Origin of the sequence: Allorhizocola rhizosphaerae (assembly GCF_003426775.1) — a bacterium.
GTDB classification, from domain to species: domain Bacteria; phylum Actinomycetota; class Actinomycetes; order Mycobacteriales; family Micromonosporaceae; genus Allorhizocola; species Allorhizocola rhizosphaerae.
On sequence record NZ_QJUG01000087.1, the window covers coordinates 1 to 12,668 of the forward strand.

Annotated in this window: 13 protein-coding genes; 9 read left to right on the top strand and 4 right to left on the bottom strand. The window is 68.7% G+C overall.

What is annotated here, in order from left to right; genetic code table 11:
• Nucleotides 1–106 precede the first annotated feature (106 nt).
• Complete coding sequence (locus DM816_RS19800) at nt 107–1,396, top strand: M16 family metallopeptidase (RefSeq protein ID WP_117211799.1); 1,290 nt, start codon at nt 107–109, stop codon at nt 1,394–1,396.
• Between the two features lie 10 nt (nt 1,397–1,406).
• Entirely contained in the window at nt 1,407–2,162 is a 756-nt protein-coding gene (gene dapB / locus DM816_RS19805; RefSeq protein ID WP_117211801.1) for a 4-hydroxy-tetrahydrodipicolinate reductase, read from the top strand.
• Here the strand turns inward: dapB and DM816_RS19810 are convergent.
• A complete protein-coding gene (locus tag DM816_RS19810; RefSeq protein ID WP_117211803.1) occupies nt 2,112–2,675 on the bottom strand; it encodes a GNAT family N-acetyltransferase in 564 nt (187 codons plus the stop codon). The genes dapB and DM816_RS19810 overlap by 51 nt on opposite strands.
• A gap of 13 nt (nt 2,676–2,688) precedes the next feature.
• On the opposite strand from DM816_RS19810, the gene DM816_RS19815 reads away from it, so the two are divergent.
• The gene (locus DM816_RS19815; protein WP_246002060.1) at nt 2,689–3,867 is read left to right on the top strand and encodes a glycosyltransferase 87 family protein; all 1,179 of its coding nucleotides are present in this window, start codon (nt 2,689–2,691) and stop codon (nt 3,865–3,867) included.
• Here DM816_RS19815 and DM816_RS19820 read toward each other — a convergent pair.
• Complete coding sequence (locus DM816_RS19820) at nt 3,769–4,263, bottom strand: GNAT family N-acetyltransferase (protein ID WP_117211805.1); 495 nt, start codon at nt 4,261–4,263, stop codon at nt 3,769–3,771. The two genes, DM816_RS19815 and DM816_RS19820, sit on opposite strands and share 99 nt — an antisense overlap.
• 24 nt (nt 4,264–4,287) lie before the next feature.
• Between DM816_RS19820 and DM816_RS19825 the strand changes: the two genes are divergently transcribed.
• The 3 genes from DM816_RS19825 (at nt 4,288) to DM816_RS19835 (ending at nt 7,748) form a co-directional block, all read left to right on the top strand.
• Complete coding sequence (locus DM816_RS19825) at nt 4,288–5,523, top strand: winged helix-turn-helix domain-containing protein (protein ID WP_425455256.1); 1,236 nt, start codon at nt 4,288–4,290, stop codon at nt 5,521–5,523.
• A gap of 143 nt (nt 5,524–5,666) precedes the next feature.
• The gene (locus tag DM816_RS19830) at nt 5,667–7,250 is read left to right on the top strand and encodes a GGDEF domain-containing protein (RefSeq protein ID WP_117211808.1); all 1,584 of its coding nucleotides are present in this window, start codon (nt 5,667–5,669) and stop codon (nt 7,248–7,250) included.
• Between the two features lie 9 nt (nt 7,251–7,259).
• Entirely contained in the window at nt 7,260–7,748 is a 489-nt protein-coding gene (locus DM816_RS19835) for a DUF2752 domain-containing protein (RefSeq protein ID WP_117211810.1), read from the top strand.
• A 121-nt stretch (nt 7,749–7,869) separates the two neighbouring features.
• Here DM816_RS19835 and DM816_RS19840 read toward each other — a convergent pair whose 3' ends face one another.
• Together DM816_RS19840 and DM816_RS19845 are read right to left on the bottom strand one after the other, a co-directional pair.
• Nucleotides 7,870–8,670: a DUF4097 family beta strand repeat-containing protein gene (locus DM816_RS19840; RefSeq protein ID WP_117211811.1), complete on the bottom strand. Its 801-nt coding sequence runs from the start codon at nt 8,668–8,670 to the stop codon at nt 7,870–7,872.
• 85 nt (nt 8,671–8,755) lie between these two features.
• Nucleotides 8,756–9,232 (bottom strand): toxin-antitoxin system HicB family antitoxin, encoded by a 477-nt coding sequence (locus DM816_RS19845; RefSeq protein ID WP_117211813.1) that lies wholly within the window; start codon nt 9,230–9,232, stop codon nt 8,756–8,758.
• An 88-nt stretch (nt 9,233–9,320) separates the two neighbouring features.
• Between DM816_RS19845 and thyX the strand changes: the two genes are divergently transcribed.
• The 3 genes from thyX to DM816_RS19860 are packed head-to-tail and all read left to right on the top strand — an operon-like array spanning nt 9,321 to nt 12,657.
• Nucleotides 9,321–10,064: an FAD-dependent thymidylate synthase gene (thyX, locus tag DM816_RS19850; protein WP_170318847.1), complete on the top strand. Its 744-nt coding sequence runs from the start codon at nt 9,321–9,323 to the stop codon at nt 10,062–10,064.
• A complete protein-coding gene (gene dapA / locus DM816_RS19855) occupies nt 10,064–10,945 on the top strand; it encodes a 4-hydroxy-tetrahydrodipicolinate synthase (protein ID WP_117211814.1) in 882 nt (293 codons plus the stop codon). Before thyX ends, dapA begins: the two co-directional genes overlap by 1 nt.
• A 20-nt stretch (nt 10,946–10,965) precedes the next feature.
• Nucleotides 10,966–12,657, top strand: a complete 1,692-nt coding sequence (locus DM816_RS19860; RefSeq protein ID WP_117211816.1) for a ribonuclease J — start codon at nt 10,966–10,968, stop codon at nt 12,655–12,657.
• Nucleotides 12,658–12,668 lie beyond the last annotated feature (11 nt).

Sequence of the window (12,668 nt, forward strand, 5' to 3'; positions counted from 1 at the left end):
CTCCGCGCGCCGAGGGCGGCGAGCGGCCGCCGCGGGAGCCGCGCGAGGGCGGCGACCGCCCGCGGCGTGAAGGTGAGCCCAGGCGCGAGCGTCGCCAGCGGCGCGAGTGAAGAAGGCCAAGACGCACACGGTGGCGGGCGATCTCGGAGGAGTCGTCCGCCGCACCGTGCTGCCCACCGGAATGCGCGTCATCACCGAGGCTGTGCCGGCGATGCGCAGTGTCTCCTTTGGAGTGTGGGTCGGCGTCGGCTCCCGCGACGAGGCGCCACAGCTCAGCGGGGCCTCGCACTTTCTGGAGCACCTGCTGTTCAAGGGCACGCACAAGCGGTCGGCGATGGACATCAGCGCGACCATCGAGGCGGTCGGCGGCGAGACAAACGCCTACACCGCAAAGGAATACACGTGCTACTACGCCCGGGTGCTCGACGCCGACCTGCCGCTCGCGATCGACGTGGTGTGTGACGCCGTCGCCGATTCGCTGCTGCTGGAGTCCGATGTGGAGACCGAGCGCGGCGTGATCCTCGAAGAGATCGCGATGCACGCCGACGAGCCGGGCGACGAGGTGCACGACCTGCACGCCGCCGCGCTGTTCGGCGAGCACCCGCTGGGCCGCATCATCTCCGGCACGGTCGAGACCATCACGCCCATGACGCGCAAGCAGATCCACGGGTTCTACAAGCGTCGCTATGTCGCGCCGCAGATGGTCGTGGCGGCGGCCGGCAACCTCGACCACGCGACCGTGGTTCGCCTGGTGCGCAACGCGTTTGAGAGCGTTCCGGGCAAGCCATCGCCCGTGCGCAGCAAGGATTCTCGCGTCAACCTCCCGGCGCCGCGGACCGTGGTGCGTTCCGATGACACCGAGCAGGCCCACTTTGTGCTGGGCGGGCCGGCAGTGGGGCGGCACGACGAGCGGCGGTTCGCGCTCGGCGTGGTCAACAATGTGCTGGGCGGTGGCATGTCCAGCCGGCTGTTCCAGGAGATCCGCGAGCAGCGTGGCCTGGCCTATTCGGTGTACTCCTACGTGTCACACTTCGCCGAGATCGGCTCGTTCGGCGTGTATGCCGGGTGCGCGCCCACGCGCACGGAGGAGGTACTCGATCTGGTCCGCAGGTCGCTGGACCACACGGCCAAGCACGGCATCACCGACGACGAGCTGCGCCGCGGCAAGGGCATGCTCAAGGGCTCGCTGGTGCTCGGCCTGGAGGACACGGGCTCGCGCATGACCCGGCTGGGCAAGGGCGAGCTGCTGCACGGAGAGCTGCTGACCATCGACGAGCTGCTGCAGCGGATCGACAGCGTGACCCTGGACGAGGCCAACACCATGGCGGAGCAGATTCTCACGGCACCGATGGCCTTGGCCGTGGTCGGACCGTTCGATAGGTCCACGTTCCAGTAAAGTCATCCGCGTGACTGAGGTGAAGGAGCCCATTCGGGTCGGTGTGCTGGGCGCGCGTGGCCGCATGGGGGTAGAGGTGTGCAAGGCAGTCGACGCCGCCGACGATCTCGATCTGGTCGCGATGATCGATCAGGGCGACTGGCTGTTCAATGCCTCCGACGCTGCCGCGCAGGTGGTCGTCGATTTCACCACCCCCGATGTGGTGATGGACAACCTGCACTGGTGCATCGACCAGGGCATCAGCGTGGTCGTGGGCACCAGCGGGTTCACCCAGGCGCGCATCGAGCGGGTGCGCACCTGGCTCAAGGCCCATCCTCAGGTCGGTGTGGTGATCGCGCCCAACTTCGCCGTCGGGGCCGTGCTCATGATGGAGTTCGCGCAGCGGGCGGCGAAGTTCTTCGAGTCCGTGGAGATCATCGAGCAGCATCACCCGCGCAAGCTGGACGCCCCAAGCGGCACGGCCCTGCGGACAGCGGAGATCATCGCCGAGGCGCGGGTGGCGGCGGGCATGTCCGCACCGCCCGATGCGACCAAGGATCAGCTCGACGGCGCCCGCGGGGCCGACGTGGCCGGGATCAGGGTGCACAGCGTGCGGGCCAGCGGCCTGGTCGCGCACCAGGAGGTGCTGTTCGGCGCCAACGGTGAGACCCTGACGATCCGGCACGACTCCTATGACCGGGCGTCGTTCATGCCGGGTGTGCTGCTCGCGATCCGGTCAGTGGTCGAGCGGCCCGGCCTGACCGTCGGATTGGGGGAGCTCCTCTGAGGTGAGCGACACGTGCCATCGGATCTGCGGCACGAGCATGTCGTCGACGTCCAGCTCGCGGTAGGAGCCGTCGGGCGCCCAGCCGGCCGAGGTCAGAAACTTGGTCATCGCGGCGTCCTGCTCGAAGGCCCACATGACGGCCTCGGTGAAGCCGTCGGCGCGCCACAGATCCACAGAGGCGGCGAGCAGGCGGCTGCCGTGTCCACGTCGGCCCCATCGCGGCTCGACCAGAAGTTCGATCATTGAGGCGACTCCGTCCAGTGGCTCGGACGCCGTGAAGCCGACCACGTAATCTTGTTTCGACTGTTCGACCGCGACCAGGACCCGGTGACGGGGATCGGGCGGCGAGGTCACCGCCTCGGACCAGCGCTGGCTCAGGAAGTCCTCGCTGATCTGGGCCAGCACATGCCGGGGCATGAGGCGCTCATAGGCTATACGCCAGGTCGCGAGCTGGATGCGGGCGATCTCGCCGACGTCTTCCCGTCGCGCCGGTCGGACAAAGCCAGTTGCCACTTCAGGAGCGTACGTGACCAGGCGAGCGCAGATCATCGCGGTGGTGGTGCTCGCGCTGGTGGTGCTCGTGTTCGACGCGATCTTCACAGCGCGGCGCGGGTTCTTCGATCTCCGCGTCTACTACGGCGCCATCAACTTCTGGGTGCACGACGCCGGCGAGCTCTACGACTACGTGCGGCCGCGCAGCACCTATGGCTTCACCTATCCCACGTTCGCGGCGATCACCATGCTGCCGATGGCCTTCCTGCCATGGCCGGTGGTGTTGGTCATCGCCTCCGCCGCCACCGTTGCGGTGACCGTCTGGTTGCTCTTCGAGCTTTTTCGGGGGTACGGCCAGAGCCCCTGGTTTGTCGTCGGAGTGGCACTGTGCCTGGTCGCGGCGTACGAGCCGATGCGGGAGACGTTCCTGTTCGGACAGGTCAACATGCTGCTCGTCGGCTTGGTCGCGGCGGATCTGCTGCTGCTCGTGGGGCGGGGGTCGCGCTGGGCCGGAATCGGTGTCGGGCTGGCCACGGCGATCAAACTCACACCCGGCATCTTCATCGTGTACCTGCTCGTCACCAGGCGTTGGCGGGCGGCGCTCGTGTCGGTCGCCACCGCCGCGATCGCCACGCTGTTCGCGGCCGCGGTCGCGCCGGGCGCCTCGCGCGAGTTCTGGACGTCGGCGATCTGGGAGACCGACCGGGTGGGCTCCCTGTCGTACATCTCCAACCAGTCCCTGCGGGGTGTCGTGGCCCGGCTCGACCCCGGCCATCCGGACACCACGCTCTGGTTCGCCATGGTCGCCGGTGTGCTGGCGGTGTGGGCGGTGCGCGTGTGGCGGTCCGCCGCGCGGGGTGACGAGGTGCTCGGGCTCGCGTTGACCGGCGTGGTGGGAGTGCTCGTGAGCCCGGTGACATGGATTCACCACCTGGTGTGGGCGATCCCGGCGTTCGTGCTGCTGGTGCGGCGCGGTGGGCGGTGGCGCCTGGGGTTCGCCGCGCTCGCCTACATCGTGCTGTGCAGCCGCGTGGTGTGGGAGTACGAGCGCGACTTCGACGGCTGGCACGGCTTCGTGTCCGCCAACGCCTACGTTTGGATCATGTTGGCTTTACTATGCCTGACGCCCGCGCACAAGGGTCCAGCGGGCGATCGGGAAGCCGAGCTCGGTGCCGCGCGGGCGGAACGTCCCGGTCTCACCGTCGCGGCTTAGCCCGTGCCGGGCGTAGAACCGTTGCGCCCGTTGGTTTTCTGCCAGCACCCACAGCCGGACCTCGGCCTGGGGCAGGGCATCGAGGGCCGCCGTGAACAGTGCGTCGGCTATGCCGGTACCCCAAAAGTCTGGATGCACATAGATCGCATAGATCTCACCGATGCTTTCGTCGCCCCGGTAGGACCCGTAGTTCACAAACCCCACGACCCGGCCGTCCTGCTCAGCGACGAGGCTGTCGCCCGCCCGTCCGGCACGCCGCTCGGCCATCTCCGCCGGGTCGAGCGCATCGAGCGCGCTGCCGGGCAGGATCCCCGCGTAGGCACGCCGCCACGCAAGCGCGTGCACCTCGGCCGCCTGAAGGTGGTCCGCCGCCGTTTCCGGACGGAGTTTTGTCATACCCGGAGGGTAGGTTTGCCGCCGATGGAGACGCTAACGATTTCGCAGGCGAGGCGGGTTGCCCTGGCGGCGCAGGGCTTCGCCGACCGAGTGCCGCAGGCTTCGATAAATACGCGCCATCTGCGCCGGGTCGTCGAGCGCACCGGGCTGCTCCAGATCGACTCGGTCAACGTGCTGCAGCGGGCGCACTACATGCCCGTTTACAGCCGCATCGGGGGTTACGACACCGCCCTGCTCGACCGGGCCAGCAGCCGCAAACCTCGCTGGCTGTTCGAATATTGGGGCCACGAGGCGTCGCTGCTCCCGGTGGAGCTGCACCCGCTGATGCGCTGGCGCATGGCCACGGCCGACCGGGCCTGGGGCGGCCCGCGCAGCATCGCCCGCAGCCGGCCCGATTTGGTGCGGTGGGTGCTCGACGAGGTGCGGCAGCGTGGCCCGGTGACCGCGGCCCAGATCGAGGAGGATGTGCCGCGCGCCAAGGACAACTGGGGCTGGAACTGGTCTGACGCCAAGAAGGCGCTGGAGTGGCTGTTCTACACGGGCGAGGTCACGTCGGCGGGCCGCACGACGCAGTTCGCCCGGCGCTACGACCTTGCCGAGCGGGTGATCCCGGCCGAGATTTTGGCCCAGCCGACGCCGACGCAGGCCGATGCCTCGCGCCGCCTGATCGAGCTCGCCGCGCGGAGCCTGGGCGTGGCGGCCGAGGCGGAGCTTCGCGACTATTTCCGGCTCCCGCTGGAGTTCGCTCGGGCGGCGATCGCCGAGCTGGTCGAGGAGGGTGTGCTGATCCCGGTTCAGGTCAAGGGATGGAAGGCGGCGGCCTGGCGGCACCGCGATGTCGCGGTGCCCCGCCGGGGCCGCCCGGTGTCCACATTGATCAGTCCGTTCGACCCGCTGATCTGGGAGCGGGCGCGCACGGAGCGGCTGTTCGGGCTGCGCTACCGGATCGAGATCTATGTGCCGTCGCACAAGCGGGTGCACGGTTATTACGTGCTGCCCTTCCTGCATGGCGATCGCTTCGTCGCGCGGGTCGACCTCAAGGCCGACCGGCAGGCGGGCGTGCTGCGCGTGCCCGCGGCCTGGTCCGAAGACGGCGCCGACCCGGGCGAGACCGCCGAGGCCCTGGGCACCGAGCTCCGCCGCCTGGCCACCTGGCTCGCCCTCGACGACGTCGCCCCACCCGACCGCGGCGACCTAGCCCCACTTTTCCGCCCCCGCCCTTCGCGCCGCACCCTTTCGCCTCGCGCCCCATCGCGTTGATCATGAACTTATGACCTTCTCTCGGCGGCGTGTCGTTTCCGAAACTTCATGATCGGCGCCCGGCGCCGCAGGGGGTTGATCGTAAAGCTGGTGCCGCGACACCCCCGCCGAACATGGACATAAGTTTATGATCAACTCTGTCGATGTCTGGCGTATACGATCTGCGGGAGGATGGGCACTCAAGCGGATGGGTGGAGTCGATGCGAGCGCGCCGGATCGGGCCCGATGAATGCGACGCCGATGCGTTGGGCCGACTGATCCGCAGCGGACGTCCGGCGGAGGCAGTGGTGCTCGCCGGCGTGGCGATCACGCGTGCGCGCGGTCCGGCAGAGATCGCCCGGGTGCTGCTGATGAAGCTGGGCGCGCTGCTCAACCTGGGCCGCACGAGCGAGTGCCCGGCCGTGGTCGACGAGGCCTACGCGGCGCTGACCCGGTGCGATGAGCCCGCGCTGCTGGGCGAGTTCCACGCGCTGGCCGCCAACGTCGCCTATCACCAGGGTTCGCTCGACCGCTGCGTCACGCACCTGGTCAGCGGCGGTCGGGCACTGGAGCGGGTGCGCAAGGCCGATCACATCGCCGCGATGGCCTGGCTCGACCTGGCGGTGACCTATTCCAACATTGGGTTCCACGGGCACGCGATGACGGCACACCAACGCTCGCAAGCCATTGCGGCCGCCGCTGACCTGGATCCGGTCGACTTTGCCCATCCCGAGATCCGCATCCGGTACGCGATATCCCTTGACCATCAGGGTGACTCCGAAATGTGCGCGCGGCTGCTGGCCGAGGCGCTCGACGAGCTCGGCCCGGACGACGTGGCGCCGTTCGAGCTGCCATACCTCGGCTATGCGCAAGCCCGCCTGGCAACCCTGCGCCCGCCGCCCGACGGCGGCCCTGGCCCGCTGATGTGGGCCGACGTCGACCCGACCGGCGAGGCAAACGAGCTGCGCCAGCTCGCCGACGCCTGCCTCGCGATCGCCGGCGGTCAGCCGAACCTGGCGCTGACCCGGCTAGCGCTGGCCGAGGCGTGCGTGACCGTGTTCGGCGCGGCGGAGGTGCCTCGCCTGCGCGCCATCGCCCACGTCGCGCTCGGCGACCACGAGTCGGCCCACCGCGCGGAGCGCGATGTGGCGCGCCAGGTGTCGCAGTCGGTCAACCGGCTGCACGACCTGTTTGTGGAGGGCATCTCGGCCCGGCTCGACCACGACGAGCTGCGCCGGCGCGCCACGCAGTACGCCGACGAAGCGCACACCGATCCGCTGACCGGCCTGCCCAACCGGCGCCACCTGGAGCGGTACGTCGACGAGCTCACGGCGATGGGCAGGGTCGGCAGCATAGGCGTGGCAGACCTCGACGGATTCAAGATTGTCAACACCGTGCACGGCCATCTGTCCGGGGATCGCGTGCTGCAGCGGGTCGCGGCGATCCTGACCCGGACCCTGCGCCGCGGCGATTTCCTGGCCCGCTTCGGCGGCGACGAGTTCGTCATCGTGCTGCCGGGCACCGATCCCGCCGAGGCGCAAGAGGTCTCCGAGCGCCTGGCCGCGGCGATCGCGGCCGACGACTGGGAGGCGATCGTGCCGGGCACACCCGTGACGCTGACCGTCGGCTGGGCCGAGCTCAACGCGCGCACGGGAATCCTGGCCGCATTTCAGGCCGCCGACATGGGGATGCTGCGCGCGAAGGCCCAGTGGCGCGCGGCGGGCGGGAAGGGTGCGGCAGCGCGATAAGCTCACGGTGTGACCGAGGCGCACGCGCACTACACCGACTCGCCTGTCCTGCCGCCCCATCCGGTGGGGCGGTTCGCGCGGTTGCGCGCCCGCACGCCCGCCTGGCTCGCGCCGCTGGCGGTGCTGGGCTGCGTGGGTGCCGCGCTCGGCTACACGGCTTGGGCCAACCCGGCCGCGGGTGGAGCCGACGCCATGCCGACCTGTCTGATCAAGCTGACGACCGGGCTTGACTGTCCGGGCTGCGGCGGGACGCGGGCAGCGTGGTATCTGATGCAGGGCGACATCCCGGCCGCCGCGCGCCACCATCTGCTCTTCGTTTTCGCGGTGCCGTTCGTGCTCTATATGTATGTGGCCTGGGCCGGCAAGGTCGCGTTTGGATGGCGGCTCCCGCAGATCCGGATAGGCCCCGCCGTCGTCGGGATTTTCCTCGGCGCCTGGGGTCTGTTCATGGTGATGCGCAACCTGCCGTGGGAGCCATTTACCTACTTCTACGTGTGAGCGGAGCCGTTTTTGGCGCGAAGCGGCGAAAACACGTGGTGGACGTCCGATCCACCGGGCCTGACGTTTTTCGCGCAGCTATGGGCGGCCGCGAAGCGGTCCGCCCATAGCTGCTGCGGAATCAAGCCGTTACTCGGCGCAGGCTGATGTCGCCGGAGGCTGTGCGCACTTTGACCGTCAGTTTGGCGCCGGTCTGCGGTTGTTCCGGTCCGGTCATCGACAGGTCGCTCGTGGTCTTGCCGGAGGCGGTGCTCACGTCCAGCCACACCCCCGTGCCAGCCGCGATTCCGACGGTGACGTCGCCGCTGGCCGTGTGCACCTTCACCTCCCCCTCACGGGCGACACCGACCTTCACATCGCCCGAGGCGGTCTTGGCCCGCACGTCGCGCTCGGCCCGGCCGACCGCGATGTCTCCGCTTGCCGTCGTGACGTCGGCGCCCTTGCCCACGTGCTGCACCTCGATGTCGCCGCTCGCGCTGTGCGCGCGCAGATCGCCGCCCACATAGCCGACGCGCACGTCACCGCTCGCACTGTTGATCGAGGTGTCTTTGGCCACGCGGTCGAGGCGCACGTCGCCGCTCGCGGTGTGCACGACCGCGTCGGCGTAGTTGCCGGAGCACTGCAGGTCCGCTGACGCGGACTTGACGGTGAGTGTGCTGTCGACCGGGATGGCGACGCGGATGTTCAGCTTGGGCCAGCGGAACAGCGACCATCCCTTGCCGTGTGGGGCGTGGACGACGAGGTCTCGTCCTTCGAGGGCGACTCTGGTCTGCTCGGCGGCCTCGCGGCTGGCGGTCGAGTTGTCAAAAGGCTCCACCGACACAGTGATGACGTCATGCTCTGCGGCGTCCACATGGAGTGCTCCACCTGCGATGCGAATGTCGGCTTTGATCGGACCGGGGCTTGCGAACTCGTAATTCATGGCTATTGATCCCTCCCGTGCGGGTTTTGAGTGCGTCTGATCGCGCGGAAACGCGGCCGCGTTTCCGCGCACGTGGGAAGTGGGGTCAGGCTTGGGCGAAACCGGTGAAGTTGCGACCGATGTGGGAGCGCGGTGGGGGCGACATGGGCGGGCCGTGCAGGGCCATCGATGCGGCCCGCACCAGCCATGCGTTGACCGAGATGCCCTCTGCGCCCGCTGCCCGCTCGACCGCCTCCTTGAGTTGCTCCGGCAGGCGCAGCGTGAGCCGGGCGAGGTCACCGGAATCGGCGATCGGCGGCGGGGTCGGCGGCGCACTCGCCTCAGGGTGGGACACCACGAGATCCGCCTCGCGCCCGCGCAACCGCACCTCGACCGTCGGCCCATCCAGTTTGGTGGTGATCTCGGCGGTGGCGTCGGCGAGCACCTCGATCAGGCACAGCCTTGCCGCCGAGTCCAGCGCGGTGGCCAGCAGCTCGGCGGTCTGGGCCGCCTGCTGCCCGGCCGGTGCGGCCGCCGAGGTGAGGTCTCGCCGCAGCGATTCCAGGTACGGTGACAGATCCATGGCATCACTATGACATCACTTATGACGTCACGTCAATGTCGGTCCGAGGACAGGGACGGATGAGGGTAATGTGCAGGCTGTGACGGAACTGGTACTGCCTCAGGTCAAGCTCATCGCGTGGACCCATTTCGAGCCCCCGGCCGACGTCCCGTGGTCCACCGACGCCGACGGCGGTCAGGCGCTGGCCGAGTTCGCCGGGCGCGCGTGCTACCAGTCGTGGTCCAAGCCCAACCCGGCGACCGCGACCAACGCCGGCTACCTGCGCCACATCCTTGAGGTGGGCCACCTGTCCGTGCTTGAGCACGGCACCGCCACGTTCTACATGACCGGCGTTTCCCGCAGCTTCACGCATGAGCTGATCCGCCACCGCCACTTCTCCTATTCGCAGCTCTCCCAGCGCTATGTGCCCGAGCGCGAGGCCGCGATGGTCGAGCCCGACGTGATCGCCGCCGACCCCGAGCTGCACAAGAAGTTCGTCGAGGCCACCGAGGCGTCCGTGCGCGCCTACAACGAGCTGCTCGAAGGGCTCGAGGCCAAGTTCGCCGATGTCGCCAGCGCCACGCTGCGCCGCAAGCAGGCCCGTCAGGCGGCGCGCGCCGTGCTGCCCAACGCGACCGAGACGCGCATCGTGGTCACGGGCAATTACCGGGCCTGGCGCCACTTCATCGCCATGCGCGCGACCGAGACCGCCGACGTGGAGATCCGCGCGCTGGCCATCGAGTGCCTGCGCCAGCTGCAGGCGCACGCACCGCACGTGTTCGGCGACTTCACCATCAACGAGTTGCCCGACGGCTCGTCCGTCGCCGCCAGTCCCCTGACGTGGGAGTCTTGATGAAGCCCTTCGGAAGCCTGCTGACCGCGATGGTCACGCCCATGCTCCCCGACGGTTCGATCGATGTGGACGGTGCCGCGCGCCTGGCCGAATACCTGGTCGACGAGCAGCACAACGACGCCCTGGTGATCAACGGCACCACGGGCGAGTCGCCGACCACCAGCGGGGTGGAGAAGGAGACCGTGCTGCGTGCGGTGATCGAGGCCGTGGGCGACCGCGCCAAGATCGTCGCAGGTGTGGGCACGTCGAGCACCTACTACTCGATCGAGCTGGCCAGGCAGGCCGAAAAGGTGGGCGCGCACGGGCTGCTCGTCGTCGCGCCCTACTACAACAAGCCGCCGCAGTCCGGGCTGCTGCAGCATTTCACCGCGATCGCCGACGCCACGGGCCTGCCCAGCCTTCTTTATGACATCCCACACCGCACAGGTGTCGCCATCGCGACTGACACGATGGTCCGATTGGCCGAGCATGAGCGCATTGTGGGAGTGAAGGACGCCAAGGGCGATCTCACCGCGACCAGCTGGGTGTTGCGGCGCAGTGATCTCGCCTACTACTCGGGCGAGGATGCGCTCACCCTGCCCTTGCTGTCCGTCGGGGCCGTCGGCGTGGTGGGCACGTCCACGCACCTGACCGGACCCGGTACCAAAAAAATGATTCAGGCCTTTGACAACGGTGACCACAGCGCGGCGTTGACGCTGCATCGGCAGCTACTTCCGCTGTTCACCGGCATTTTCCGCACCCAGGGGACGATCCTGGTAAAGGCGGCCATGAACGCCCGTGGCCTGCCGGGCGGTCCAGTCCGCTCGCCGCTTGTCGACGCCACCGAGGCTGAGCTGGCCCAGCTGCGCGCCGACTGCGCGGAGGCTGGGCTGCCGCTCTAGTACATAAAAGGAGAGAAATATTGACCGCCGAGCATATTGAGCTGGGCGCGCCGCCGCCGTTGCCGGACGGCGGACTTCGGGTGATCCCGCTGGGTGGACTTGGGGCCATCGGTCGTAACATGACCGTCTTCGAGTTCGACGGCAAGCTGCTCATCGTCGATTGTGGCGTGCTGTTCCCGGACACCGCGGACCAGCCCGGAGTCGACCTGATCCTTCCGGATTTCGCGCCTATCACCGATCGCCTCGAAGATGTGCAGGCGATCGTTCTGACACACGGGCATGAGGACCACATCGGTGCCGTGCCCTACCTGCTGGCCCACAAGCCGGACATGCCGCTTGTGGGCTCGCAGTTCACCCTGGCGCTGATCGAGGCCAAACTGGCGGAGCGGCGGATAACGCCGTACACGCTGACCGTCGCGGAGGGGCAGCGCGAGCGGTTGGGCCCGTTTGACCTCGAATTCTTCGCCGTCAACCACTCCATTCCCGACGCACTGGCGCTCGCGATCCGCACTCCCGCGGGGCTGGTGCTGCACACCGGCGATTTCAAGATGGACCAGATCCCGCTGGACGGGCGCATCACCGATCTCGCCGGGTTCGCCCGGCTGGGTGCCGAGGGTGTCGACCTGCTGCTGTCGGACTCGACCAACGCCGAGATCCCGGGCTTCGTCACGCCGGAACGCGAGATCGGGCCGGTACTGGATGCGATCTTCGCGAAGGCGCAGGGGCGCATCATCGTGGCGTCGTTCGCCTCGCACGTGCACCGCGTGCAGCAGGTGCTCGACTCGGCCGCCGAGCACGGGCGCAAGGTCGCGCTGATCGGCCGCTCGATGGTGCGCAACATGGGCATCGCCCGGGACCTCGGGCTGCTGCGCGTCGAGGCCGGCCTGGTGGTGAGCCTCGACGAGGCGACGATGTTGCCGCCCGACCAGATCGTGCTCATGTCGACCGGTTCGCAGGGCGAGCCGATGAGCGCGCTGGGCCGCATGGCCACCGGCGATCACCGGCACGTGACGGTCGAGCCGGGAGACACCGTCGTGCTGGCGAGTTCGCTGGTGCCGGGCAACGAGACCAGCGTCTACCGTGTGATCAACCAGCTGGCCCGCGCCGGCGCTCAGGTGATCCACAAGGATGTCGCCAAGGTGCACGTCAGCGGGCACGCGCCGGCGGGCGAGCTGCTGTACCTGCTCAATGTCGTCAAGCCGAGCAACCTGATGCCGGTGCACGGGGAGTGGCGGCATCTGCGGGCGCACGCCCGGCTGGGCATCGAGTCCGGCGTGCACCCGGATCGGGTCGTGCTGTGCGAGGACGGCGATGTCGTTGACCTCGTCGACGGGCACGCTCACGTCGTGGGGCACGTCAAGTCGAGATACGTCTATGTGGATGGATTGGCCGTCGGCGATGTGAGCGAGAGCCTGCTCACCGAGCGGCGGATCCTCGGCGACGGCGGGTTCATCGCGGTCACCGTGGTCGTCGACTCCGTCACCGGCAAGGTCGTGGGTGGACCGACGTTGTCCGCCAAGGGGTTCAGCGAGGACCCGTCGGCGTTCAACCCGGTGCTGCCGCTGGTGACCGACGCACTGGACCGGGCGGCCCTCGACGGCATCACCGATCCCCATCAACTGCAACAAGTCGTGCGAAGGGTCGTCGGCCGCTGGGTCAACGAGGCCTACCGGCGCAGACCGATGATTGTGCCGTCCGTGTTGGAAGTCTAAAAACCGCAGGT